Source organism: Bradyrhizobium sp. 155 (genome assembly GCF_023101105.1).
Lineage (GTDB): Bacteria > Pseudomonadota > Alphaproteobacteria > Rhizobiales > Xanthobacteraceae > Bradyrhizobium > Bradyrhizobium canariense_D.
Window position 1 is genome coordinate 5,420,179 of record NZ_CP064704.1, and the last position, 23,681, is coordinate 5,443,859.

Sequence of the window (23,681 nt, forward strand, 5' to 3'; positions counted from 1 at the left end):
TCCTCAGACCTTAATCGGCGCGACGTCGATCCAGCGCCGCTCCTTCCAGCTCTTCAGCGCGCATTCGGCGAGCTGCACGCCCTTGACGCCTTCGAGCAGCGTGAACTTGTAGGGCGCATCCTCGTAGACGTGGCGGATGAACATCTCCCACTGCTCCTTGAAGCCGTTGTCGTAGGTGACGTTGTCAGGCAGCTTCTGCCAGTCGCCGTAGAAATCGTGCAGCCGCTTCTCGTCGGGATTCCATACCGGCCGGGGCGTCGCCTGCCGCGCCTGGATCATGCAGTCGGAAAGGCCGGCGACGGCCGAGCCCAGCGTGCCGTCGACCTGGAAGGTGACGAGATCGTCGCGATAGACGCGCGTCACCCAGGACATGTTGATGTGGGCGATGGCGCCGCCCTTGAGCTGGAACGTGGCATAGGCGGAGTCGTCGGCGGTCGCCTTGTACTTCTTGCCCTGCTCGTCGAAACGCTCGGGGATGTCGGTGTTGCCGATGCAGCTCACGCTCTCGACCTCGCCAAAGAGATTGTCGAGCACGTAGCGCCAGTGGCAAACCATGTCGAGGATGATGCCGCCGCCGTCCTCGTCGCGGTAATTCCATGACGGCCGCTGCGCCTCCTGCCAGCCGCCTTCGAACACCCAATAGCCGAACTCGCCGCGCACCGAGAGGATGCGACCGAAGAAGCCGGAGTCGCGCAGGAAGGCGATCTTCTTCAGGCCGGGCAGGAACAGCTTGTCCTGCACCGTGCCGTGCTTGATGCCCTTGGAATTGGCGAGCTTGACGACCTCGAGCGCCGCCTCGAAGTTCGTCGCGATCGGCTTCTCGCAATAGACGTGCTTGCCGGCATTGATGGCCTGGGTCAGCAGCCCGGGGCGCGCCTGCGTGGTCGCGGCGTCGAAGAACATGGTGTCGTTCTTGTCGGCAAGGGCCGCATCGAGATCGGTGGTCCAGCGCGTGATGTTGTAGCGCTTGGCGAGCCCCTCGACCTTCTCGGCGCTGCGGCCGACCAGGATCGGGTCCGGCATCACGCGGTCGCCGTTCTTCAAGCGGACGCCGCCCTGCTCGCGGATCGCAACGATCGAGCGGATCAGATGCTGGTTGAGGCCCATGCGGCCGGTGACGCCGTTCATGATGAGGCCAAGGCGTTGGGTGGTCATACCGATTGCTCCTGCAGTGATTTGGGCTGTTCGAGCGGGCGTAGCGCCGACCAGTCCGGATGGACCGACGTCGCAAATCCCGTTGTGCGAAGCGATCCCGTCAGGAGATCGCCGTCGTGAATGGAGAGACGGACGCCCTGCCCCGCATCGGCGTAGAGATCGGGGTGCGCGGCGGCGAACGCCTGAGCCTCCGCGGCGGGCGTGTCACCGAAGCCGTCGACGTAGTGATGGCCGTTGCGTTCGGCATGGGTGATGCCGATGAAGGCGCCCAGCGCAAGGTCCTGCTGCACGGCGAGGCCGGCTTGGCAGGTGAGGTCCTCACCGGTCACGAAAAATCTTTCGCCGGCCGGGCTCCATTTCGCCGCGCGCGTCGCGTTGACGATGGACTTGTAAAGCCCTTTGCAGGATTTGGAGGAGATGCCGCAATAGCCGAGCGCCCGTGCCGCGGGAAACGCGTCGTAGGAATCGTCGGCTTCGTCGATGATGAAGCCGCGCGCAGCTAGCGAGCCGAGCGGCGACTGCCTCGTGACATCGCGCGGCATCGGCTGCTCGACATAGAGCAGCCTGGATGAAATCGATCGCAGCGCGGGATCATGGTCGAGCCGGTCGATCAGTGCCTGCAACGCCGCGAGATCGGCATATTGCTCGTTGGCATCGAGCGTCACCTTGTAGTCACGCTCCAGCGCATCGAGCTCCTTGCCAATGCGCGCCAGCCGCGCTGTATCGGCGATGGGGTCCCCCGACAGCTTCAGCTTGAAGTACCTTGCACCGGCATTTTTGCGGGTATCCGCAACCCCGCCATCGCCTTCAACAGTGTCATCGAGGCCGACGGTATGCCTGATGGCAACGCGCGACAGCGGTTTCCGGCCAGATAGGAACGTCGTGAGATCCGTTGCTTTCAGGTCGGGCGAAAGCCGCGCATCGATGCCGGCGATGTTGCCGACCATGCCGTCGAAAAAATTGGTCTCGGCGGCGCGGAGCAGCGCATCGAGGATCGCTTTGTCGATTTCCGCGGGGCCGTAAGCCGCAGCAAGTGCCGGAATGTTCTTTTTCGCACAGGTCGCGACCTGGGCACCGATGCACGAGGCATGCAGATCGAATGCCGTGAGAAATCCGGTTCGCGCGAGATAAAGCCCCCGCGCGATCTCCAGCGAGCGGCGCAAATCATCCACGGTCTGCGCCGGCGACAGCTCCGGCCGCTTGTCGAACCATTTCGGCACCAGCAGCTCGGCGCTGGCTCCGATGGCACTTCCCCTGCCTTCAACCTCGATCTCGACCCGCACGAACAGCTGCGGTGTCGCATGGATGGTGATCGCGCCGAAGCGGAACGGCCGCGCGAAATGCACGGGGCGTTCGAAGAAGGTGATGTCTCGCAGCTTCAGGCGCGGCGCCATGGTTTAGTCCAGCGTCCCTTGCGAGAAAAAATGCTTGCGGATCCGCTGCACCAGCTCCGTGAAAACAGGATCGGCCATCACGTCGAGCGAACGGGGCCGCGGCAGCGGCACGTCGTAGATCGCGGCGACCGCGCCGGGCCGCTCGGTCATGACCAGTACGCGATCAGCGAGGAACACGGCTTCGGGGATCGAATGCGTGATCAGCAGCACCGTCTTCCTGGTTTCGCGCTGGATCCGCATCAGCTCGACATTCATGCGCTCGCGCGTCAGCGCATCAAGAGCGCCGAACGGCTCGTCCATCAGCATGATCCGGGGATCATGCACCAGGGCGCGGCAGATCGAGGCGCGCTGCTGCATGCCGCCGGAGAGCTGCCACGGCAGCTTCTTCTCGAAACCTTCGAGCCCAACCAGCTTCAACAGCGCCTTGGCGCGGTCGAGATATGTCTGCCGCGGCAGCCGCTTCATGTCGATCGGCAGCATCACGTTGGACAGGATGTTGCGCCATGGCAGCAGCAGCGCGTTCTGAAATACGATGCCGACATTGCCATGCGGCGCTGTCACTTTCTCGCCCTCGACCAGGATCTCGCCCGTCGTCGGCGGCAGCAATCCCGAGATCAGCTTGAGCAGCGTGGACTTGCCGCAGCCGGATGGGCCGACCACGACGAAGAACTCGCCGTCATTGATGTGGAAGTCGAGCGGCCGCAACGACGGCACATCGCCGTCGCGCGTCCGGTAGGTCTTCGACACGCCGGACAGCTTGATTCCCGACGCATCGCCGGCAGCCCGGTCGCTCACCAGTCTCAGATGCGCGGCCGGTTGCAGGGTTTCACTCATGGTTGTCGCAGGTTTCACGAGCCACTCTTCGGCAGATAGTCATTGGTATAGAACGCCTTCGGGTTCTCCTTGGCCTTGGCATCGAGCCCGCCATATTCGACCATCAGATTGACCGAGTCCGTCATGTTCTGGTCGGTGACCTGGAACGGCCGCTTGCTCTTGGTCTCGGGCGTCCGGTAGAGCGGAATGGTCAGCTCAAATCCTTGCGTCAGCGTGTCGATCTTGCCGCCCTTTGGGTTGGCATCGAGGATCGACTGCGCCGCGGCCTTCGGCTCCTTCTCGGCGGCCTCGACCGCCTTGGTCGTCGCCGACATGAAGCGGCGGACGAGGTCGGCATTGGCTTTCACATAATCAGTGTTGGCGATGATACCCGAGGAGACCATGTTGATGCCGTAGTCGGCGAACTTGATCGGATAGACGTCCTTGCCGGTGGCGTCCTTGATCTTCATGGACTGGTCCATGACATAGCCGAGCAAGAGATCAGCCTGGCCGTTGATGACCGCGTTGAGCTTGGTCTGGCCGTCGCCCGCCACCGTCTGGAAGTCGCTTTCCTTGAGGCCGGTCTTCTTCAGGAACAACGGCCAGATCTGGGTCATGGAATCGGCTGGCGTGATCGCCACCGTCTTGCCCTTGATATCCTCGGGCTTCCTGATGTTCTTGTCGACGAAACCCATCGCGGACATCGGGCTGGTCTGGAGCAGCACGCCGGTCGCGACCACCGGGGCGCCCTTGATCGCGGCGCGCATCATGGTGGGCACGTCGACATAGCCGAAATCGGCGGTCTTGGCGGCCACCGCCTGCGTGGTCGCAGCCGAGCCGCGGCCTTCCTGGATCTCGAGGTCGATGCCTTCGGCGGCGTAGATGCCCTTGGCCTTGCCGTAATAAAACGGCGCGTGCTCGCCATAGACGTACCAGTTGAGCATCAGCACGACCTTGTCGGCTGCTTGCGCCGGCATGGCTGCGAACACCATCAGCGCCGCCGAGACAGCTCCTATCCACCGCTTCATCGTCACTCTCCCTTATCGTTGTTGCGCCGGCCTTTGGCGGCCGTTCGTTGCTTTGGTTGCTGTTAAGAGGCGAAAATCACGTCCTCGCGCTGGCTGACATGCCAGGGAATGACCAGCTTCTCGATCCGGTCCACGATCCAGAACAGGATGACGCCGAGCAGCGCCAGGATCACGAGCGCTGCGAACATCGTGGGCAGGTCGAAGGTGCCGATCGAGCGCTGCATCACATAGCCGATGCCGGAATTGGAGCCGACGAACTCGCCGACGACGGCGCCGACCACGGCGAGCGTCACTGACACTTTGAGGCCGGAGAAGATCGCGGGCAGCGCATGCGGCAGGTTCACCGCGCAAAACACCTGGAAGCGGCTGCCCTGCATGGCGCGGGCGAGATCGACCATATCTGGATCGACCGATTTGAAGCCCTGCACGGCGGAGACCACCACCGGAAAGAAGCCGAGCAGGAACGCCGAAATCACTTTCGGAATGATGCCGAAGCCAAACCAGACTACGAACAGCGGCGCGATCGCGATCTTCGGCACGGATTGCGAGAACACCAGCAGCGGATAGACGTAGCTCTCCACCGTCTTGGAGCCCGCGATCAGCATCGCGATGGGGATGCCAAACAACGCCGAGAGCGCGAAACCGCAGACGGTGGCATAAGTCGTCGGCCAGGACTGGCGCAACAGTTCCGGCCAATCGGTGCGCAGCACCGCAATGACATCGCCCGGCGACGGGATCTGGTAGGCGGGAATCTTGAACAGCCGGATGGCGAGATCCCAGGCCACGACGATGAACACCAGGAACAAAAACGGCCGAATCCAGGCCGCATTCAGCATCTTGGACACCGCACTCTGCGGCTTCAGCTCAGCCACGTCTCACTCCCGGCAGTCTTGTTCGTTGGGCGAGAAATTAACCCGTTGGGTAAATACTGTCCAGCGGTTTTCCTGTGACGTTTTGGGCGGGTTCCGGGTGGCTTGAGGGACGCGTCGGCAGCGCCACGTCTTCGGTGTCATTCCCCGCGAAGGCGGGGAATCCAGTACGCCGCGACCCGTCGGCTCAACCAAAACCGTCTCGGAGTACTGGATCGTCCGGTCAAGCCGGACGATGACGGCTGAGTTCGGAGAAGCGCCGATAATCCATCGAGCTGTAGCGAGTTACACCGCTAAACCGTCTGCGCCACCGCAGCGCGCGACTTCGGCGCCTTCGTCATAGCTAACAGTGCGGCCGACTGCCCCGTCAGCGCTGCCAGCACGAGGCCGACCATGTGGTCCAGCCGCTCGTCCTTGGCGTCCTTGGCCAGCAAATCGCGACCGAAGATCACGCTAAGCGTCGCCGAGTTCGACAGATAGAAGAAGCAGAGTCCCGCGATCGAGATGTAGAGCTGGACAGGATCGACCGCGACCTTGAAGTCGCCGCCGGACACACCGCGCCGCACCACGGTGCCGATCATCTCGACGAAGGGCGAGTGCATCGACTTCACCTTGGTCGATTTCTTGAGATGCTTTGCGCGCGCGAGATTCTCGGTCTGGAGCAGCGACAGGAATTCGGGATTGCGCAGGAAATAATTCCAGGTGAACTCAATCAGGCGGCGGATGGCCTCGGGCGGATCGAGATGTTCGAGATCGAGCCCGCGCTCCTCGCTGCGGATCTTGTCATAGGCGCCTTCGAGCACCGCGAGATAGAGCTCGTCCTTGTTGCCGACGTGATAATACAGCATCCGCTTGTTGGCGCCGGCGTTGGCCGCGATGCGGTCGACGCGCGCACCGGCAAGCCCGTGCGCCGAGAATTCCTGCTTGGCGGCTTCGAGAATGCGCAGCCGCATCCCCTCGGGATCGCGCTGCCATTTCAGAGTTCGCTTTGCCGCTGCTTTCGCCAAACCGGTTGCTCGCTGGGTGCTATCAGGATGCCGTGTAACACGCGCTCGGCCCGCCGCATAGTTTCGTCATTGCGAGCGTAGCGACCCAATCCAGACTGCCACCACGGAGGCAGTCTGGGTTGCTTCGTCGCAAGAGCTCCTCGCAATGACGAGGGGAGGACTGAACCTCAATCCACCGGCTTCGACGAGCGCTCCAGCAGGACCGTCTGGGTGCCGCAGGTGCCGGTCCGCACCCTCATCACCCGCGTGCCCGGCTTGCGGCCGTTGCGCACGTCGCTGACGTCGAGGCCGGCGGCAATCAGGCGGGCGCGCGTGGCGTCGATATCGGCCACCCGCCAGCTCAGGCCCCAGAGGCGGTCATGCAGGGAATCGCCGCCCGCAACGGGGCGGCGCACCACCTCGACGACGAGATCGCCGCAGCGGAAGAACATCAGCTGGCCCCAATCCTGGTGCGAGCGGTCAAGCGCCAGATCGAGCCCGAGCCGCGCGCCATAGAGCGCGGCGGCGCGATCGGAGTCTTCGGTCGTGATCACGACGTGGTCGAGCGCATCGATCGGCGCGATATCGGTCGCCGGCGAAAGCGGACGCTCATCAGCCAGTTCGAGGAAGAACATGCGCACGCCGCGCGTGAGCTCCGTGGCGGCGCGCGTCCGCTTCCAGTGCAGGACCGCACCGCTCTCCGCATCGCTGCTTTCGACCTCGGCGACCGGATCCGGCTTGAGCGCCACCCGCTCCAGCCGCCGGTGCATTTTTCTCATGTCCGCGACACGAAAGCACAGGCTGGCGAGCACGCCTTCCTGGTCATCGAGCAGCGCGCGCATGCGGTCGGCGGCCACGCTGAAGCCGTTCGGCGCCATCAATTCGATCGTCATGTTCGCAAGAGTGAACAACACCCGGTCGGCGCCCTCGCCCGAGTTCTGCCAGGCCGGCGCGCGCCCGAGCAGCGTCTGATAGGCCGCCTTGGCCGCACCGATATCCCTGACCAGTGCGACGACGTGATCGAGGCCGGTGATCATGCTTCCCCCTGTTGAGCGGCCCGGAACCGTGGACCGAGAGACGGCGTTTGTCCGGGCTTGGCATTACCCGGTGATGGTCGTATTCCGGCCGCATGCCGACCTCAAGCACTCCCAGCGGCGGTTTTGCGAATAATTTCAGCGGTCCCGCGACGGAACCGGTGTTACAGTAAGCACGCCGGCCGGGACCACAAAGCGCATCACGGACAAGCAATGCAGGCTCTCTTCATCGGACAGACCTATATCGACGTCGTCTTCATCACCGACCACATGCCGACCGGCGACGAGAAGCACGTGGCCTCCGACTACGCGGTTTCCTTCGGCGGCAATGCGGTGACCGCGGCGTTCTGCTGCGCCAAGCTCGGCATCGTGCCCGATCTGATCGCCACCGCGGCCAATGACTGGCTCGGCCGCATGTTCATGGACATGTGCGCGAAATATGCGATTTCGCTCCATGGGCGGAAGGTCAATCAGTCCTCGCTGTCCTTCATCATGCCCAAGGACGGCAAGCGCGCCATCGTCCGCTGCCGCGACGACGACCACATCCATCCCTTCCCGATGCTCAATCTCGGCGGCTGCCGCGCGCTGCATGTCGACGGCCATCAGCCCGATGCCGCGATCCACTACGCAAAAGTCTGCCGCGAGGCCGGCATCTTGACCTCGCTCGACGGTGGCGGCCTGCGCACCAACACGCATGAGCTATTGGAATTCATCGACGTCGCGATCGTCGCCGAGCGCCTGTGCGAGCAGATGGATCTCACGCCGGAAAAGATGCTGGACTATCTCAAGAGCCGCGGCTGCAAGATCGGCGGCATCACCATGGGCGAGAAGGGCCTGCTCTGGTACGACGAGACCGGAACGGTGCAGGTGATGCCGGCGATGCCGATTCCGCGCGAGCGCGTGATCGACACCAACGGCGCCGGCGACGTCTTCCATGGCGCCTATGTCTATTCCTATCTCGCCCATCCCGGCAAAAGCTGGCGCGAGCATTTCGATTTTGCCCGGGCAGCCTCGACCTTCAAGATCCAGCGTCTTGGCAACGAAGCTGGCCTGCCGACTCTTGTCGACATCGCCAAGGTCAGGCACGAGTTCGAGGTTAGGGTCTAGCGCTCGCAGGGGTCTCTCATGGGGCGCGTCTTCGTCGCCGGCAGCATCAACATGGATGTGGTGGCGACAGCCGATCGCCATCCCAGGGTCGGCGAGACCGTCGCCGGCAAGCAGGTGCTGTATTTTCCGGGCGGCAAGGGCGCCAACCAGGCGGTGGCGGCGTCGCGGCTTGGCGCGCGGACCACGCTGATCGGCCGGCTGGGCAAGGATTCGTTCGGCGGTGAGCTGAGGACGTTCCTCGGCGCGCAAGGCATCGATCTCGGCGCGATCCGAGAGACGGCCGAGGCGCACACAGGCACGGCCATCATCACGGTGGCGGAGGCCGACAACACCATCGTCGTCATTCCCGGCAGCAATGCGCTTGTCGGCGTCGATGACGTCGCGGCCGTCCCGCTAGCCAAGGGCGACGTCGCGGTCAGCCAATTCGAGATCCCGCTGCCGACGATCGCCGCGTTCTTCCGGCGGGCTCGCGACATTGGCGCCACGACGCTGCTCAATCCGGCTCCGGCACAAACCATGTCGAGCGAATTGCTCGCGCTGATCGACATCCTCGTGCTGAACGAGACCGAGCTCGGCCTCCTCGCCGGCGTGGAGTTGTCCGACAGTGACGAGGCCGCGCGCATCCTCGACGTCGCACGAAAACTTCAGGCGCGCGAGGACCAGACCATCTGCGTGACCCTCGGCAAGCGTGGCGTGCTGGCGCTCGCGGGACGCGAGGAGATTTCGGTGCAAGGCCGCGTGGTGAAGGCGGTCGACACCACGGGCGCAGGCGATTGTTTTGTGGGAGCACTCGCGGCGCAACTCGCCGACGGCGTCGACTTGCGCGCAGCACTCGCCTTCGCCAATGCCGCCGCCTCGATCTCCGTGCAGCGCATGGGCGCGGGGCCGTCGATGCCGACGGCCGCGGAAGTCGCCGCCGTCCTCAATGCGAACTGATCACGCCAAGCGCGCCCTTCAGGTCGAAACTTTCGTCGGCGGCATGCTCCGGCGTGATCGAGCGATCCAGGCCGAACAGGCGGCGGCCGAACATGTGGTCGCCGGCACGGTTGATCGATTCGATGCCGAGCAGATTGTCGCCCTTGTAGCAGAACGCCGAGAATGCCTTCCTGGTGGGATCGCCGCGCAGGACGACGCGATCGTAGCCGGTGGTGAGGCCCGCGATCTGGAGCTTGTCCTCGCCCTGGTCGCTCCAGAACCAGGGATGGCTGTCATAGGCCTTGCGGTCGCCGGTCAGCCGCGCCGCGAGGCAGCGCGCGTGATCGGTGGCATTCTGCACCGATTCCAGCCGCTGCGATCCGCCGAAGCGCGGGCTGTTGAACAGCGCGCAATCGCCGATCGCCGAGATATCAGGATCGGCCGTCGAGAGATATTCGTCGACGATGATCCCGGCCGCGACCGGCAGCCCCGCCTCCGCCGCAAGCTCGATGTTCGGCAGCACGCCGACGCCGACCACGACAAGATCCGCCGGCAAATGCCTTCCGTCGCTCAAGGAGACGCCGGTGACCTTGCCGTCCTCCGCCTCGATCGCGGTTGCTTGCACGCCGAGGTGGATGCGGATGCCGGCCTCGCGATGCCGCGCCTGAAAATACTCCGACACCTCAGCCGTCACCGCGCGCGCCATCACGCGCGGGGCGAGTTCGAGCACGTCGACCTCTAGCCCCTTGATGCGCGCGGTGGCCGCGAATTCGAGGCCGATGAAGCCGGCGCCGATCACCACGACCCGCGTCTTTGACGGCATGATCTGCCGCAGCGCCTCGCTGTCGTCGAGGATGCGCAGATATTTCACGTCGGGAAGGTTCGCATTGGGCAGATCGAGCAGCCGGTTGCGGGCGCCGGTCGCCAGCACGAGGTGGCCGTAGGGCAGCGTCCTGCCCGAGGCGAGCAGCACCTTGCGCCCCGCACGGTCGATCGACACGGCGCGGCCCGCGACCAGCTCGATGCTCTGGTCCTGGTAGAATTTCTCCGGCCGGAACATCAGGCTCTCCGGCCCGGCGGTCCCCTTGATGTAAGCCTTGGACAAAGGCGGCCGCTGATAGGGCAGATGCGCCTCGTCGTTGATCAGGCAGATAGCAGCGGAAAATCCCGCCTGACGCAGCGATGCCGCCACCTGGTAGCCGCCATGGCCGGCACCGATAATGACCACCGGACCGTCCGTCATTGGACAGCCCATTTCCGCAAGACACGAGCGTCACCCATGTCGTCTCCTCTCGCGCTGATTTTGGCTTGCTTGCCCAGGAGGAGCCGGCGCTCGTGTCCGTCCCTGACGAAGGCAGGTCCATTTGAACCTATCGTTCCGGCTTGCGCAAGGGCGCCTGCCGGGGATTGTCACCCCTCGCCTTCTGCGATTTAGTCGCACGAACGACCTCATGCCGGGGATTTCAAGATGCCAGCTCCCGTCTCCCAGCCCGACGATCCCGCCTTGCTGCGGATCGACGGGCCGATCGCGACCATCACGCTCAACCGGCCCGCCGCGTTCAACTCGATCAATCTGGCGATTGCACAACAGCTCGAACAGCTCGCGGCTTACATTGAGGGCGCCGACGACATCAGGGTCGTGGTCCTCGAAGGCGAAGGCCGCGCCTTCTCGGCTGGCGGCGATCTGCAGACGATCGGCGCCGCCGCCGAAGCGGGCACGGTGACGCCGGTCGTCGGCGAGCTGTTGAAGCACTATCACGCCTTCATCGAGATCCTCCGGCGCATGCCGAAGGTCTCGCTGTCCAGCGTGCACGGCTCGGCGGCCGGCGCCGGCATGGGCCTCGCCTTCGTCACCGATCTCTGCATCGCCGCCGAGGATGCCAAATTCACGCCGGCCTATGCCAAGATCGGCGTCTCGCCGGATGGCGGATCTACGGTCGGCATCGTCAACACGGTCGGCTCCCGCCGCGCGCTGCAGATTTTCCTGGCCGAGGATAATTTTACCGCGCAGCAGGCCCATGAATGGGGTCTGGTTGCGAAGCTCGTTCCCGCCGCCGAGTTGAAGGCGGCAACGCGAACCCTCGCCGAGCGGCTGGCGCAGAACCCGCTCGCCGCGATTGCCGGCACCAAGTCGCTGGTCTACCAGGCCGCCACGACCCCGGTGAAGCAGCAGCTCGACGCCGAGGAGCACAAGATCATCATGGCGATGAACACTGCGGAGTTTCGAACCGCCGTGAAGAAATTCACCAGCAAGAGCAAGTAGCGTTCACTCGAGCAGGCTTACTTGGGACAGATATAGCCCGTGCCCGCCGGCGACTTGAAGCATCCGACCGATTCCGGCAGCACTTTCTGCGGCAGCCACAGCACCACACTCGGGAAATAGATCGCAAACGCGATCGTCCCGAGGAACACCAGATAGATCGGCAAAGCGGCGCGTAGCGCCTTTGCGAAACTGACGCCGACGAATTTCGAGGCCATCAGCAGCACCAAGCCGTAAGGCGGCGTGATCAGGCCGAAGGCGAGCGTGGCGATCAGCACCACGCCCATATGCACGGCGTTGATGTCGCCGGCTTCCGTCAGTGTGTTGACCAGCGGCATGAAAATGATGATGGTCGGCACCGGTTCGATGAAATCGCCGACCACCGTGAACAGCAGTACCATCAGCAGCATGATCAGATGCGGATCGTTGCCGGCGAGCGAGGTGATGACTTCGGCGATGTAGCTTGCACCGCGCAAATAGGCAAGCATCCAGCCGAACGCATTGGCGGCGCCGATCGTGATCAGCGGCAGCGAGAAGATCAGGCCGGCGAGACAGAAATCGTACGGAATCTTCCTGATATGCCCGCGGTTGAGCGCTGGGATCACGACGACGACAATCCAGACCACGGCGACGACACCGGCTTCCGTCGGCGTGAACCAGCCGGTCAGGATGCCCCCCAACAGGATCACCGGAATCATCAGCGGCAGCGCCGCATCGCCGGCCGCGAACACCACCTGCCGCAGCGGCGCGCGCGGCTTGCGCAGGCCGGACGGGCCGAAGAAATAGCAATAGATCATCAACCCGAAGCCGATCATCAGGCCCGGCACGACGCCTGCCATGAACAGGCCGGCGATCGAGACATTGCCGACGGCGCCATAGACCACCGCGGTGATGCTCGGCGGCACCAGCGCCGCGATGGTCGATGCGGATGCGATGATCGCGGCGATGAAGGCGGGCTCGTAACCCTCGCGCTTCATCGGGCCGCCCAGAGCGCGGCTCATCACGGCGACGTCGGCGGTGGTCGAACCCGACATTTCCGAGAAGAACATGCTGAAGACCACCACGACCTGCGACAGGCCACCTCTGATGTGCCCCACCAGCGACACCGAGAGGTTGGCTATCCGGACCACCACATTGGCCGAGCTCATGAGCTCGCCGACTAGCAGGAAAAAGGGGATCGCCAGCAGCGCCTCGGAATCGACGCCGTCGAAGATTTTCTGGATGATTGCGGCGAGCGAGACGTCCGACAGCAGCGCGCCGATGAAGACACCGGCCATCAGCGAGAACGGCACGGGCACGCCGAGATAGCCGAACGACAGGAAGCAGACCGTCATCAACGCCAGAACAAGGGGTGCGCTCACGGCTGCGCCCTCATCTGCGCGTCGGTGATAACAGGCGCCCCGTCATCCTCTTCGGGCGGCTCGGGGTGGTCAAAGCCGTTGCGCAGACCGTTGACGAGCTGCTCGATGGTGAACAGGCCGATCAGCACGCCCGACAGAGGGATGATCGCGTAGAGCGAGGCGATCGGCGTGCCCGACGGCAGGCGGAAACTGCCGAAGCCGCGAAGATAGTTCTGATAGCCGTACACGATCAGGCCGAAGGCGACGCCGAGCACCACGATCCGGATGATGACTTCGACGATCAGACGCGGCGTGCCGTGCATCGCCTCGGAGATCGCGGTGAGATAGAGGTGGTCGTTGCGCCGGGTCGCAGCCGCGGTCCCGACGAAGATCGCATAGATGAACAGCGTCGAGGTCACTTCCTGGAGCCACAGCCAGGGATGGCCGATGGTGCGGGTGACGATGTCGGCGGTCACCGATAGCGAGAAGCCGAAGCAGAGCACGCCGCAGAGGATCATCAGCGCAAGCTCGAGCCAATCGAGCCCGCGCCATTTGAGGTGACGATGGCGTTCCACCAGCAGTTTGTCGGCGATGGTCATCACTATCCCCGTCGTCCCGGCGAAAGCCGCGACCCATACCCCCAGCTGCGTGTGGCCAAAGCAAGCTGGCGGCTATCCTGCCCCAAGCTCCGCCGCGGCGTATGGGTCCCGGCTTTCGCCGGGACGACGCGGAGGCAACGGTACGCGGCCTAGTTGATCGAGCGGATCAAATCCTTGATCTTCTCGGCGTGCGGGCCGAGCTCCTTGGCGAGCTTGTCGAGATAGGGATCGGCGGTCGCCGTGAAGGTCTTCTTGTCGACGTTGTCGACGATCTTCACGCCCATCTTCTTCAGCTTCTCTGCCGCGGTGCGTTCGAGGTCGAAGGCCTTCTGCGGCTCCTTGGAGCTGACCTCGTTCCCCGCCGCCTGGACCCATCCCTTCTGCTCGGCCGACAGGCTCTGCCAGAGCTTGTCCGAGATGAACACCAGCGCGTTGTTGGCCTCGTGCTCGGTGATGTTCAGGACCGGCGCGACCTCGTAGTGCTTGTTGACGAGGTAGACGTTGATGCTGTTCTCGGCGACGTCGACGACGCCGGTCTGCAGGCTCGTGTAGACGCTGCCGAACGGCATGTGCACCGTCTGGGCGCCGTAGGCCGGGAACATGGTGTCCTCGGTCGCAGTCGCTTGCACCCGGATCTTCAGGCTCTTGATGTCAGCGACATTGTGGATCTCCTTCTTGGAGTACATGTGGCGCACGCCCTGCGATCCGGTCGCGATCACATGCAGGCCTTGCGTGGTCTCGTCGATCATGGTCTTGAGCGCCTCGAACACTTTTGGATCGGCCAGACCCTTGACCACGTGGTTCTCGTCGCGGAACAGGAAGTGCAACGACATCACGCCCGCTTGCGGTGCGATCGTCGCGGTGTTGGCCGAGGAGATGATCGAGAACTCGACGTCGCCCGCCTTCACGAGCTGGAGCACCTGCGGCTCCTGCCCGAGCTGCGCGCCCGGATATTGATCGATGATCATGGTGCCTTTGCTCAATTCCTTGAGCTTCTCGGCAAAAAGGTCGCCCGCGATGGAATAGCCGGTGTTGCGCGGCTGGTCGTAGGCGAAGCGATAATGCTTCACCTCCTGCGCCGATGCGCCCGTGACGAACAAGATCGCGGCCGTCGCCGCCAGCCGATGTAAGAATCTTGGCATGGATCGTGCAATCATCGTTGCCCCCTGTTTTAACGCCCGCCGCTTTAGCGGTCTGGGCTACGCTTCCGGGTGGTTGGTCACCCACTCTTAGTTTTCTGCTCAGCCTTCTTCCCAGTCCTCTGCATGAAATCGAAGTCGCAGCCCTCGTCGGCCTGCATGATGGTCTCGTTGAACAGCCACGCATAGCCGCGCCGCGCCTCATCCGGCGCAGCCGCGGGCTTCAATGCCGTACGCCGCCGTTCCAGCTCGGTAGCATCCACCAGAAGCTCGATGCTGCGCTTGGCGACGTCGAGCCGGATCATGTCGCCGTTCTTCACCAGCGCCAGCGGGCCGCCGACGGCGGATTCCGGCGTGATGTGCAGCACGATGGTGCCGAATGCGGTGCCGCTCATGCGCGCATCCGAAATGCGCACCATATCCTTGGTCCCAGCGCGCGCGAGCTTCTTCGGGATCGGCAGATAGCCCGCCTCCGGCATGCCTGGCGCGCCCTTGGGACCGGCGTTGCGCAACACCAGCACGTCATCGGCCGTGACGTCGAGATCGGGATCGTCAACCCGCAGCGTCATATCCTCGACGGATTCGAACACCACCGCACGGCCCATGTGTTGCAGCAGCTTTGGGCTCGCGGCGGATTGCTTGATGACCGCGCCGCGCGGCGCGAGATTACCGTGCAGCACGGCGAGGCCACCTTCCTTCTTGATCGGATTGTCGCGCGGACGGATCGCGTCCTGGCCGGGCACGTTTTCCGCGTTCGCCGCGATATCGCGCAGCGTCTGGCCGGTGATCGTCTTGGCATCGAGATCGATGAGATCGCCCAGCTGCGCCAGCAGTTTCGGCACGCCGCCGGCGTGATGGAAATGCTCCATATAGTGCTCGCCCGACGGCTTCAGATCGATCAGCACCGGCACCTCGCGGCCGATCTGGTCGAACACCCCGAGGTCGAGCCGGTGTGGCGAACGATGTGCCATCGCGGTCAAATGAATCAGGCCGTTGGTCGAGCCGCCGATCGCCTGCAGCACAACCTGCGCATTCTTGAAAGATGCCGGCGTCAGCAATTCGCTCGGCTTCGGCCCCTTGGTCTTGGCCATCTCGGCGGCCACCCTGCCGCTCGCCTCGGCAAGGCGAAAGCGCTCCGCATGCGGGGCGGGAATCGTCGCGCTCATCGGCAGCGACAGACCCATGGCCTCGATCATGCAGGCCATGGTGGAGGCCGTGCCCATCACCATGCAGGTGCCGACCGACGGCGCGAGGCGGCCATTGACCGCCTCGATCTCGACATCGTCCATTTCGCCGGCGCGATACTTGCCCCAGAGGCGACGGCAATCGGTGCAGGCACCCAGCACCTCGCCCTTGTGATGACCAACCACCATGGGGCCAACGGGGATGACCACCGTCGGCAGGTCGGCGCTGATTGCCGCCATCACCTGCGCAGGAAGAGTCTTGTCGCAGCCGCCGATGACGATCACCGAATCCATCGGCTGCGCGCGGATCATCTCCTCGGTGTCCATCGCCATCAGATTGCGCAGATACATCGAGGTCGGATGCGCAAAACTCTCCGCGATCGAGATCGTCGGGAACACGAACGGCATCGCGCCCGACAGCATCACGCCGCGCTTGGCGGCCTCGATGATCTGCGGGACGTTGCCGTGGCAGGGATTGTAGTCGCTATAGGTGTTGGTGATGCCGACAATCGGGCGCTCGAGCGCGTCGTCGGAATAGCCCATTGCCTTGATGAACGCCTTGCGCAGGAACAGCGAGAAGCCGGCATCGCCATAGCTCGTCAGCCCTTTGCGCAACCCACTCGTCATCATACCACTCCCGTCACAGGGTCATTGTCGTACAGCCTGCCCCTTGATTGTCAATAAGACAGACGTCAATCCTGCCATTTTCCGGATTGCGATACTGATAAACGACCGGATTATTGACAATCCGAGCCTTCCCTGCTCCACAGGGCGACCGGCCAAGCGCCGGGAGGCCGAGGGCATGTCCGACACTCACACAGCAGACGCCACGATGATCCGGCGCGACGATCCGGACGATATCGTCGCGCGGCTCGAGGAGGACATCATCTTCGGCCGACTCGCGCCAGGCGCGCGCCTCACGGAAGACGCGCTGATGTCGGCTTACGGCACCTCGCGCCACTTCGTTCGCCAGGCGCTTGTCGATGCGGAGCGCCGCGGCATCGTCCGCCGCGAGAAGAATGTCGGCGCCACCGTACGGTTCTATTCGGCCGAAGAGGTCCGGCAGATCTACGAGGTCCGGGAGATGCTGACCCGGCAGGCGGCGCTGATGATCCCCCTGCCCGCACAGCAAGGCCTGGTCGACGAGCTCTCTGCATTGCAGCGGCAATATTGCGCGAGAGCGGATTTGCAGGACCTGCGCGGTATCCACGAGGCCAACGACGCCTTCCACCTCGCGCTGTTCTCGGCCTGCGGCAATCCCTATCTGGTGCGCTCGCTGCAGGACTACATGAACCTGACCCTGCCGATGCGCGCCAAGAATCTCGCCGACAGCGACGGACTGGCACAATCGCGCCGCCAGCACGAGCTCATGATCGAGCTGTTGAAGGGCCGTGACAGCTGGGCGCTGGCGCAGCTCTGCGTCGATCATATGCAGTTCAGCAAGAAGGATTACCTGGCGCGGATTGGGGATGAGCGACCCGAACAGGAGAGCCCGCGTTCATAGATGGGAGACGTTCGCTTCTCGCGGTGGTGCAGTTCACGCGGTAAGGGCGCGCTGGATTGCCCGCAATTGCAGGCCGCACGAGCCCATTCGGGCAATAACGCCCGCAATCCACAACTTCCGGGGAACCTATGGTCGGCTTGGTACTTGGTCTTGCACCAATCCCCCACCATAGGAGCTGCCATGATTTGCCGTTTAGTCGGAGCCGCCGCTGTTGCCGTCGCCGTCCTGCTTCCCGTAACGACCCAGGCCCAGGGCGTTCCCGGAGGCGTCGAACGCGGTGCGCGGGATGGTGAGCGAGCGGCAGGGCCTGTCGGTGCAGTTGTGGGTGGCGTCGTCGGCGGCGTCGTTGGCGGCGTGGCGGGAGTCCTTGGTGTCGATCAACGTCCTCGCTTTCACTCCTACGTCGTCGAACAGCGGCGGCCCTCATATCAGTACCGCGAGGATGTGAGAGTCGGAGCGGTTCTTCCGGAAGAGGGCGTGACCTATTACGAGGTGCCGCCCGAGTACGGCGCCCGTGAGTATCGTTACACGGTGGTGAACGGTCGCACGGTTCTGGTCGAACCGCGAACCCACCGGATCGTTGAGATCGTCGAATAACAACCAAGGGCCGTCTTTCGAGACGGCCCTTTCGTTTGCGCAGATCTGAATCCCTCAAGTCCCGGTTCAGTACCGCCTCAGCAGACCGCGATCCACGCTGGCATCGCCATAGTCGGCGCAGGCTCTCTTCGGGTTTCTGATCAGATCGGTCCGGACGCGCCTGAACGTTTTGCCGGCAGCGTCGGACACTTCGGGGCGGAATTTACCCGGATCGGAGCTCTCGCCATCGCGGGCCTTGATGGCTGCAGCATAGGCGTCGATCATCGCCATCGCGGCATCCGTGCTGCCGAGAAGTCGGGCGCCGAGCTGTACACTGCCGGCACCATTGACCTCGTAGCCGACACATCGTTGTTCGAGCACCGCGGATGCGGTGACGAGCTGGTCGAGAAACGTCGCCTCGGCGTCGCCGAGCATCGCGGCTCGCGCCGGTCCCGACATGAACAGCGTGAGCAGTACGGCGGCTGGCAATTCGATTTTCATTGTCCTGACTCGCGCTGCCGCCGTTGAGCCGTGATCGAGGCACCGATTGCCGAATTGCGGTCTCGCAACATCGAGAGCCAGACGGCCAGAGCAACGTTGATCTGGATCAATGGCCGGAACGGCCAAAGCGAGGCTCAGGCCTTTGCGTCGCTCGCCCCGTGTGAATCGAGGCACCGCGCTGGGACGGACACTAAAACTGTTTGTCAAGCCATCGAAATTTCGCAGAGCCGGAAATAAATATGGGCCGGGCTCCGGCGCCACGTCGCGCGTCCTCCTCCACTCCCTCCCAAATGAAATGCCATGACCGAACAAACCCTGACGGAGCCGATCGCCGAGCGGCAAGCGCCATCCCGAGGCTTTTCGCGCTACCAGGCGATCCTCGTTGCGCTGCTGGCGCTGGTCCAGTTCACGATCATCATCGATTTCATGATCATGTCGCCGCTCGGCGCCATCATGATGCCGGCGCTCGATATTTCGGCCGCTCAGTTCGGCGTGGCGGTCTCGGCCTATGCGTTCAGCGCGGGGATTTCCGGTATCCTGGCGGCCGGCTTTGCCGACCGGTTTGATCGCAAGCGGCTGCTGTTGTTCTTCTACGCCGGCTTCACCCTTGGCACGATGCTGTGCGCGATCGCGCCCAACTATCATCTGTTGCTGCTGGGGCGGATCGTGACCGGCCTGTTCGGCGGCGTGATCGGCTCGGTCGTGCTCGCCATCGTCACCGATTTGTTCACGCTGCAATTGCGCGGCCGCGTCATGGGTTTCGTGCAAACCGCCTTCGCTGCAAGCCAGGTGCTGGGCATCCCGGCCGGTCTTTTCCTCGCCAACCAGTGGAACTGGCACGTCGCGTTCGGCGCGCTGGTCGGACTGTCGGTGATCGGGATGACCGCAGTGATGCTCCTGATGAAGCCGGTGAACGGCCATCTCGGGCTGAAGCAGGATCGAAATCCGTTCCGGCATCTGATCGCCACGGTCTCGCAGCCGCGTTATTGGATGGCGTTTTCGGTAACGACCCTGCTGGCGACCGGCGGCTACATGCTGATGCCGTTCGGCAGCGCCTACACCGTGCACAATCTCGGCATCGACATCGTGCATCTGCCGACGATCTATCTCGTCTCCGGCCTGTTCAGCATTGTCATCGGCCCGCTGGTGGGACGCGCGAGCGATGCCTTCGGCAAATACCCCACCTTCGTCTTCGGCAGCGCCATGTCCATCGTGATGGTGCTGATCTACACCCATCTCGGCGAGGTGAGCCTGACGGTCGCGATCCTGGTCAACGTCCTGATGTTCGTCGGCATCTTCTCCCGCATGATTCCTTCGCAGGCGTTGATTTCGGCAATCCCCGAGCCGGCGCAACGCGGCTCCTTCAGCGCGGTCGGCGCGTCGCTGCAACAGCTCTCCGGCGGGCTCGGCTCCGTGCTCGCCGCCGCACTCATCGCGCAGGACGCCGACGGTACGCTCCGGCATTTCGACCGGCTGGGATACGTCGTCGTGACGACGGCGGTGATTTCCCTGATCCTGATGTACTTTGTACAGAGGCCCATCGCGGTCCAGGCCGGCAAACGCGTTGTTTAGCGCGTCGATTCCGACGCCCTGGATTTGCGAATGCGCTCCTACCGCTTGGTCCAATCGATGATGCGACTTGTGTCGCCGTCGAACTCGTTGCTGCAGAACGCGCCGCCCTGATAGTGATCGCCGACCGGATCGGGCTTCAGCTTGGCCTGCTCGGCCATCGCATGTGCCACATGATCCTCGGAGCGCCCCGTCGGACGGTAACCGAACTCGTAGGCGCGGTGGTTGTCCCACCAGGCACGCTCGTTCAGGGACACGCCGTAGAAGATCTCGAAATGAATGTCGGGATGCTCGAGCCCGATCCGGCAGAGCTGCACCAGATCTTCCGGCTTCAGCCAGATCGAGATCCGGCGATGGTCCAGCGGCACGTCGCCGAAATTGCCAATGCGAAGGCAAGTCACCTTCAGGCCATGCTTGTCAGCATAGAGCGCGCCGACCGCTTCGCCGAATACCTTGCTGACGCCATAGCGGCCGTCGGGGCGCGGGGTCACGTCGGTGCCGATCTTGTGGTGGCGCGGATAGAATCCGACGGCATGGTTCGAGGAGGCGAACACCACGCGCTTGACGCCCTTGCGGTACGCGGCCTCGAACAAATTGTAGCCGCCGATGATGTTGGCCTGGAGGATGTCGTTCCAGGGACCTTCGACCGAATAGCCGCCGAAATGGATGATGCCGTCGACGCCCTCGCAGATCGCCTCGCACTGCGCCAGGTCAGAGAGGTCCGCAGCCTTGAATTGCTCGTTGGGGCCGAGATCGGCCGGCGCGCGGATGTCGCTGAGCAGCAGGTCCGGATAGATCGGCGGCAACAGTTTTCGCAGGCGCGTTCCGATCCCGCCCGAAGCTCCCGTCATCAAGATACGCGGCATGTCTTTCCTCGCCTTTGGCAACCAATTTGCGGTCACATGTCTCTAATGATAGCAGGATTGTCCAGAGGGAACGAAACGAGAGAACCGACATGAATGAGGCATCGTCCCATCCCCAGGAGCGGCCAGGCTGGCGGCCGGCGAGCTACTACCCCGATCCGGCGATAAAGGCACTCGATCCCCGCTTCGAAAAATACTGGCTGAAACTCTCGGCGGTGGAGCGGCTGACGACCGGCCTGCGCTGGGCCGAGGGTCCGGTGTGGTTCGGCGACGGGCGCTATCTCCTGTGCAGCGACATTCCGAACCAGCGCATCGTCAAATGGGAAGAGGAGACCGGTGCGGTCAGCGTGTTCCGCAAGCCCTCCAATTTCGCCAACGGCAACACCCGGGATCGCCAGGGTCGGCTCGTCACATGCGAGCATGGCGGGCGACGCGTCACCCGAACCGAATATGACGGCAGCATCACCGTGCTGATGGACTCGTTCGGCGGCAAGAAGCTCAACTCGCCGAACGACGTCGTGGTGAAGTCCGACGGCGCGGTTTGGTTCACCGATCCCACCTTCGGCCTGCTCGGCAATTACGAGGGCTACAAGGCCGAGCCCGAGATCGAGCCGAACGTCTACAGGTTCGATCCCACGACCGGCAAGGCGACCATCGTTGCCGAAGGCGTGCTCGGGCCCAACGGCCTGTGCTTCTCGCCGGACGAGAAAATCCTCTACGTCGTGGAATCACGCGGCGTGCCGAACCGGAAAATCCTCGCCTATGACGTCTCGCCTGACGGCACCACCATCTCCAACAAGCGCGTCCACATCGACGCCGGCCCGGGCACGCCGGACGGCATGCGCTGCGACATCGACGGCAATCTCTGGTGCGGCTGGGGCATGGGCGATCCCGAGCTCGACGGCGTCGTGGTGTTCGCGCCCGACGGCGTCATGATCGGCCGCATCGCGCTGCCCGAACGCTGCGCCAATCTCTGCTTCGGCGGCGTCAAGCGCAACCGCCTGTTCATGGCCGCGAGCCAGTCGATCTACGCGTTGTATGTGAACACGCAGGGCGCGGTCGGGGGATAGTCTTCCCAACTCTCTCCTCGTCATTGCGAGGAGCTCTTGCGACGAAGCAATCCAGACTGTCTCCGCAGAAAGATTTCTGGATTGCTTCGCTTCGCTCGCAATGACGAACAAACAAAAACGCCGGAGCAGTTGGCCGCTCCGGCGTCATGTTTACCCAGGCGCTAACGCCTACGCCGCGTTGAAGCCGGCGACGGCCTTCACTTCGAGGAAGTCCTCGAGGCCGTACTTGCCCCACTCGCGGCCGTTGCCGGACTGCTTGTAGCCGCCGAACGGCGCGGAGCGATCGTTGGGCACGCCCTGCAGATTGACGTTGCCGGCGCGGATCTGACGGCCGACGCGCTTGGCGTCCTCGACGGACGCGCCCGTGACGTAGCCCGCAAGCCCATAGGGCGTGTCGTTGGCGATGTGCACCGCCTCGGCTTCGTCCTTGGCGCCGATGATGGTCAACACCGGTCCGAAGATCTCTTCACGCGCAATCGTCATGTCGGGGGTGACGTCGGCGAAGATGGTCGGACGGACATAGAAGCCTTTGTTGACGCCCTCGGGCAGGCCCGGGCCGCCCGAGACGAGCGTTGCGCCCTCGTCGATGCCCTTCTTGATCAGGCCCTGGATCTTGTCCCACTGGCCGCGGTTGACCACGGGACCGATGGTGGTGCCTTCGGCGCGCGGATCGCCCGCCTTGGTCTTGTCGGCGACGGCCTTCGCGATCGCGGCGACTTCCTTCATCTTCGAGGCCGGCACGATCATGCGCGAGGGCGCGTTGCAGGACTGGCCGGAGTTGTTGAACATGTGCATCACGCCGCCGGTCACCGCCTTCGTGAGGTCGGCGCCTTCGAGGATGACGTTCGGCGACTTGCCGCCGAGCTCCTGGCTGACGCGCTTCACGGTCGGTGCCGCACGCTTGGCCACGTCGATGCCGGCGCGGGTCGAGCCGGTGAAGGAGATCATGTCGATATCGGGGTGCTCGCTCATGGCGGCGCCGACCTCGGGACCGAGACCGTTGACGAGGTTGAACACGCCCTTCGGCACGCCGGCTTCATGGAGGATTTCCGCGAAGATCAGCGCCGAGGTCGGGGTGAACTCCGATGGCTTCAGGATCATGGTGCAGCCGGCGGCGAGTGCGGGCGCGACCTTGCAGGCGATCTGGTTGAGCGGCCAGTTCCAGGGCGTGATCATGCCGACCACGCCGACCGGCTCGCGCAGCACCATGGCGGTGCCGACCGGTTCCTCGAAATGATAGTTCTTGAGCACGTCGAGCGTGGTCATGAGGTGGCCGAGGCCGGCGCCGGCCTGCAGCTTCTCCGCCATCGGCAGCGGCGCACCCATTTCGTCGGAGACGGCGGCGCCGATCTCCTTGAGACGGCCCTTGTAGATCTCGATGACCTTGGTGAGCAGCGCGACGCGCTCGTCACGGCTGGTCTGGGAGAACGTCACGAACGCGCGCTTGGCGGCGGCGACGGCTTTGTCAACGTCGGCCTTGGAGCCCAGCGCAACCTCGTACATCGCCTCTTCCGTCGCCGGATTGACCACGGCGGTGGACTTCTTGACGGCGGGATCGACCCAGGCGCCGTCGATGTAGAACTGCATGCGATTGACCATAGTGAACCTCTTCTTGGGGGCTTGGGGGGCGTTTCGGCAGGCATCCTTGCACGAAAGCGCCGGCAATTGAACCCGCCATGTGCGGGGCCAGCATTGCGGCGGACGGAGGTTATATGAGCCGATGGCGGAGGGGTGGCAAGGTCTCGATTGCCCTCGTCCTGGCCTAGTGCGCAATT

The 23,681-nt window shown here is 63.8% G+C and carries 22 protein-coding genes; 7 read left to right on the top strand and 15 right to left on the bottom strand.

Annotated features, from left to right (window positions below; all coding sequences use genetic code 11):
• Positions 1 to 3: 3 nt before the first annotated feature.
• The 7 genes from IVA93_RS26300 to IVA93_RS26330 form a co-directional block, all read right to left on the bottom strand.
• Positions 4 to 1,155 carry a Gfo/Idh/MocA family protein gene (locus tag IVA93_RS26300; RefSeq protein WP_018457058.1) on the bottom strand — a complete coding sequence of 384 codons (1,152 nt, stop codon included), beginning with the start codon at positions 1,153 to 1,155 and terminating at the stop codon, positions 4 to 6.
• Positions 1,152 to 2,549 (bottom strand): enolase-like domain-containing protein, encoded by a 1,398-nt coding sequence (locus tag IVA93_RS26305; protein WP_085352141.1) that lies wholly within the window; start codon positions 2,547 to 2,549, stop codon positions 1,152 to 1,154. Before IVA93_RS26305 ends, IVA93_RS26300 begins: the two co-directional genes overlap by 4 nt.
• A gap of 3 nt (positions 2,550 to 2,552) precedes the next feature.
• Positions 2,553 to 3,383 carry an ABC transporter ATP-binding protein gene (locus IVA93_RS26310; RefSeq protein WP_018457060.1) on the bottom strand — a complete coding sequence of 277 codons (831 nt, stop codon included), beginning with the start codon at positions 3,381 to 3,383 and terminating at the stop codon, positions 2,553 to 2,555.
• Between the two features lie 14 nt (positions 3,384 to 3,397).
• Entirely contained in the window at positions 3,398 to 4,390 is a 993-nt protein-coding gene (locus IVA93_RS26315) for an ABC transporter substrate-binding protein (RefSeq protein ID WP_026233291.1), read from the bottom strand.
• A gap of 62 nt (positions 4,391 to 4,452) precedes the next feature.
• Entirely contained in the window at positions 4,453 to 5,262 is an 810-nt protein-coding gene (locus IVA93_RS26320; RefSeq protein WP_007593901.1) for an ABC transporter permease, read from the bottom strand.
• Between the two features lie 290 nt (positions 5,263 to 5,552).
• On the bottom strand, positions 5,553 to 6,212 hold the full coding sequence (locus tag IVA93_RS26325) for a TetR/AcrR family transcriptional regulator (protein ID WP_018457063.1): 660 nt from the start codon (positions 6,210 to 6,212) through the stop codon (positions 5,553 to 5,555).
• 221 nt (positions 6,213 to 6,433) lie between these two features.
• Positions 6,434 to 7,282 (bottom strand): VOC family protein, encoded by an 849-nt coding sequence (locus IVA93_RS26330; protein ID WP_247539563.1) that lies wholly within the window; start codon positions 7,280 to 7,282, stop codon positions 6,434 to 6,436.
• A 210-nt stretch (positions 7,283 to 7,492) separates the two neighbouring features.
• Here IVA93_RS26330 and IVA93_RS26335 point away from each other — a divergent pair, with 210 nt between their 5' ends.
• Entirely contained in the window at positions 7,493 to 8,386 is an 894-nt protein-coding gene (locus tag IVA93_RS26335; protein ID WP_007593904.1) for a sugar kinase, read from the top strand.
• A gap of 18 nt (positions 8,387 to 8,404) precedes the next feature.
• Positions 8,405 to 9,322, top strand: coding sequence for a ribokinase (locus tag IVA93_RS26340; protein WP_018457065.1), 918 nt, complete (start codon positions 8,405 to 8,407; stop codon positions 9,320 to 9,322).
• On the opposite strand, the gene IVA93_RS26345 is transcribed toward IVA93_RS26340, so the two are convergent.
• The gene (locus IVA93_RS26345) at positions 9,309 to 10,544 is read right to left on the bottom strand and encodes an NAD(P)/FAD-dependent oxidoreductase (RefSeq protein WP_247368226.1); all 1,236 of its coding nucleotides are present in this window, start codon (positions 10,542 to 10,544) and stop codon (positions 9,309 to 9,311) included. The two genes, IVA93_RS26340 and IVA93_RS26345, sit on opposite strands and share 14 nt — an antisense overlap.
• Positions 10,545 to 10,769: 225 nt before the next feature.
• Between IVA93_RS26345 and IVA93_RS26350 the strand changes: the two genes are divergently transcribed.
• Complete coding sequence (locus IVA93_RS26350) at positions 10,770 to 11,564, top strand: enoyl-CoA hydratase/isomerase family protein (protein WP_018457067.1); 795 nt, start codon at positions 10,770 to 10,772, stop codon at positions 11,562 to 11,564.
• A gap of 17 nt (positions 11,565 to 11,581) precedes the next feature.
• Here the strand turns inward: IVA93_RS26350 and IVA93_RS26355 are convergent, their stop codons facing one another.
• The 4 genes from IVA93_RS26355 to IVA93_RS26370 all read right to left on the bottom strand — a co-directional run bounded on the left by IVA93_RS26355 (position 11,582) and on the right by IVA93_RS26370 (position 16,450).
• Positions 11,582 to 12,922 carry a TRAP transporter large permease gene (locus IVA93_RS26355; protein ID WP_026233292.1) on the bottom strand — a complete coding sequence of 447 codons (1,341 nt, stop codon included), beginning with the start codon at positions 12,920 to 12,922 and terminating at the stop codon, positions 11,582 to 11,584.
• Positions 12,919 to 13,500, bottom strand: coding sequence for a TRAP transporter small permease (locus IVA93_RS26360; RefSeq protein ID WP_018457069.1), 582 nt, complete (start codon positions 13,498 to 13,500; stop codon positions 12,919 to 12,921). Before IVA93_RS26360 ends, IVA93_RS26355 begins: the two co-directional genes overlap by 4 nt.
• A gap of 149 nt (positions 13,501 to 13,649) precedes the next feature.
• Positions 13,650 to 14,657, bottom strand: coding sequence for a TRAP transporter substrate-binding protein (locus tag IVA93_RS26365; protein ID WP_026233293.1), 1,008 nt, complete (start codon positions 14,655 to 14,657; stop codon positions 13,650 to 13,652).
• 62 nt (positions 14,658 to 14,719) lie between these two features.
• Entirely contained in the window at positions 14,720 to 16,450 is a 1,731-nt protein-coding gene (locus IVA93_RS26370; protein ID WP_039799978.1) for an IlvD/Edd family dehydratase, read from the bottom strand.
• Positions 16,451 to 16,625: 175 nt separating this feature from the next.
• On the opposite strand from IVA93_RS26370, the gene IVA93_RS26375 reads away from it, so the two are divergent.
• Together IVA93_RS26375 and IVA93_RS26380 are read left to right on the top strand one after the other, a co-directional pair.
• Complete coding sequence (locus IVA93_RS26375; protein ID WP_026233294.1) at positions 16,626 to 17,327, top strand: GntR family transcriptional regulator; 702 nt, start codon at positions 16,626 to 16,628, stop codon at positions 17,325 to 17,327.
• Between the two features lie 180 nt (positions 17,328 to 17,507).
• Positions 17,508 to 17,924, top strand: coding sequence for a DUF1236 domain-containing protein (locus IVA93_RS26380; RefSeq protein ID WP_026233295.1), 417 nt, complete (start codon positions 17,508 to 17,510; stop codon positions 17,922 to 17,924).
• 66 nt (positions 17,925 to 17,990) lie between these two features.
• On the opposite strand, the gene IVA93_RS26385 is transcribed toward IVA93_RS26380, so the two are convergent.
• The gene (locus tag IVA93_RS26385; RefSeq protein WP_018457074.1) at positions 17,991 to 18,404 is read right to left on the bottom strand and encodes a hypothetical protein; all 414 of its coding nucleotides are present in this window, start codon (positions 18,402 to 18,404) and stop codon (positions 17,991 to 17,993) included.
• A 300-nt stretch (positions 18,405 to 18,704) separates the two neighbouring features.
• On the opposite strand from IVA93_RS26385, the gene IVA93_RS26390 reads away from it, so the two are divergent.
• Entirely contained in the window at positions 18,705 to 19,976 is a 1,272-nt protein-coding gene (locus IVA93_RS26390; protein ID WP_018457075.1) for an MFS transporter, read from the top strand.
• Between the two features lie 38 nt (positions 19,977 to 20,014).
• Here the strand turns inward: IVA93_RS26390 and IVA93_RS26395 are convergent, their stop codons facing one another.
• Positions 20,015 to 20,839: an NAD-dependent epimerase/dehydratase family protein gene (locus IVA93_RS26395; protein WP_018457076.1), complete on the bottom strand. Its 825-nt coding sequence runs from the start codon at positions 20,837 to 20,839 to the stop codon at positions 20,015 to 20,017.
• Positions 20,840 to 20,928: 89 nt separating this feature from the next.
• Between IVA93_RS26395 and IVA93_RS26400 the strand changes: the two genes are divergently transcribed.
• Positions 20,929 to 21,906 (top strand): SMP-30/gluconolactonase/LRE family protein, encoded by a 978-nt coding sequence (locus IVA93_RS26400; protein WP_018457077.1) that lies wholly within the window; start codon positions 20,929 to 20,931, stop codon positions 21,904 to 21,906.
• 168 nt (positions 21,907 to 22,074) lie between these two features.
• On the opposite strand, the gene IVA93_RS26405 is transcribed toward IVA93_RS26400, so the two are convergent.
• The gene (locus IVA93_RS26405) at positions 22,075 to 23,505 is read right to left on the bottom strand and encodes an aldehyde dehydrogenase family protein (RefSeq protein ID WP_018457078.1); all 1,431 of its coding nucleotides are present in this window, start codon (positions 23,503 to 23,505) and stop codon (positions 22,075 to 22,077) included.
• Positions 23,506 to 23,681: the final 176 nt, after the last annotated feature.

Excerpts from the sequence above, each read along its gene's own strand:
- IVA93_RS26300 (WP_018457058.1), bottom strand. The coding sequence starts at position 1,155 with ATGACCACCCAACGCCTTGGCCTCATCATGAACGGCGTCACCGGCCGC.
- IVA93_RS26305 (WP_085352141.1), bottom strand. The coding sequence starts at position 2,549 with ATGGCGCCGCGCCTGAAGCTGCGAGACATCACCTTCTTCGAACGCCCC.
- IVA93_RS26310 (WP_018457060.1), bottom strand. The coding sequence starts at position 3,383 with ATGAGTGAAACCCTGCAACCGGCCGCGCATCTGAGACTGGTGAGCGAC.
- IVA93_RS26315 (WP_026233291.1), bottom strand. The coding sequence starts at position 4,390 with ATGAAGCGGTGGATAGGAGCTGTCTCGGCGGCGCTGATGGTGTTCGCA.
- IVA93_RS26325 (WP_018457063.1), bottom strand. The coding sequence starts at position 6,212 with ATGCGGCTGCGCATTCTCGAAGCCGCCAAGCAGGAATTCTCGGCGCAC.
- IVA93_RS26330 (WP_247539563.1), bottom strand. The coding sequence starts at position 7,282 with ATGATCACCGGCCTCGATCACGTCGTCGCACTGGTCAGGGATATCGGT.
- IVA93_RS26335 (WP_007593904.1), top strand. The coding sequence starts at position 7,493 with ATGCAGGCTCTCTTCATCGGACAGACCTATATCGACGTCGTCTTCATC.
- IVA93_RS26340 (WP_018457065.1), top strand. The coding sequence starts at position 8,405 with ATGGGGCGCGTCTTCGTCGCCGGCAGCATCAACATGGATGTGGTGGCG.
- IVA93_RS26345 (WP_247368226.1), bottom strand. The coding sequence starts at position 10,544 with ATGACGGACGGTCCGGTGGTCATTATCGGTGCCGGCCATGGCGGCTAC.
- IVA93_RS26350 (WP_018457067.1), top strand. The coding sequence starts at position 10,770 with ATGCCAGCTCCCGTCTCCCAGCCCGACGATCCCGCCTTGCTGCGGATC.
- IVA93_RS26360 (WP_018457069.1), bottom strand. The coding sequence starts at position 13,500 with ATGACCATCGCCGACAAACTGCTGGTGGAACGCCATCGTCACCTCAAA.
- IVA93_RS26365 (WP_026233293.1), bottom strand. The coding sequence starts at position 14,657 with ATGATTGCACGATCCATGCCAAGATTCTTACATCGGCTGGCGGCGACG.
- IVA93_RS26370 (WP_039799978.1), bottom strand. The coding sequence starts at position 16,450 with ATGACGAGTGGGTTGCGCAAAGGGCTGACGAGCTATGGCGATGCCGGC.
- IVA93_RS26375 (WP_026233294.1), top strand. The coding sequence starts at position 16,626 with ATGTCCGACACTCACACAGCAGACGCCACGATGATCCGGCGCGACGAT.
- IVA93_RS26380 (WP_026233295.1), top strand. The coding sequence starts at position 17,508 with ATGATTTGCCGTTTAGTCGGAGCCGCCGCTGTTGCCGTCGCCGTCCTG.
- IVA93_RS26385 (WP_018457074.1), bottom strand. The coding sequence starts at position 18,404 with ATGAAAATCGAATTGCCAGCCGCCGTACTGCTCACGCTGTTCATGTCG.
- IVA93_RS26390 (WP_018457075.1), top strand. The coding sequence starts at position 18,705 with ATGACCGAACAAACCCTGACGGAGCCGATCGCCGAGCGGCAAGCGCCA.
- IVA93_RS26395 (WP_018457076.1), bottom strand. The coding sequence starts at position 20,839 with ATGCCGCGTATCTTGATGACGGGAGCTTCGGGCGGGATCGGAACGCGC.
- IVA93_RS26400 (WP_018457077.1), top strand. The coding sequence starts at position 20,929 with ATGAATGAGGCATCGTCCCATCCCCAGGAGCGGCCAGGCTGGCGGCCG.
- IVA93_RS26405 (WP_018457078.1), bottom strand. The coding sequence starts at position 23,505 with ATGGTCAATCGCATGCAGTTCTACATCGACGGCGCCTGGGTCGATCCC.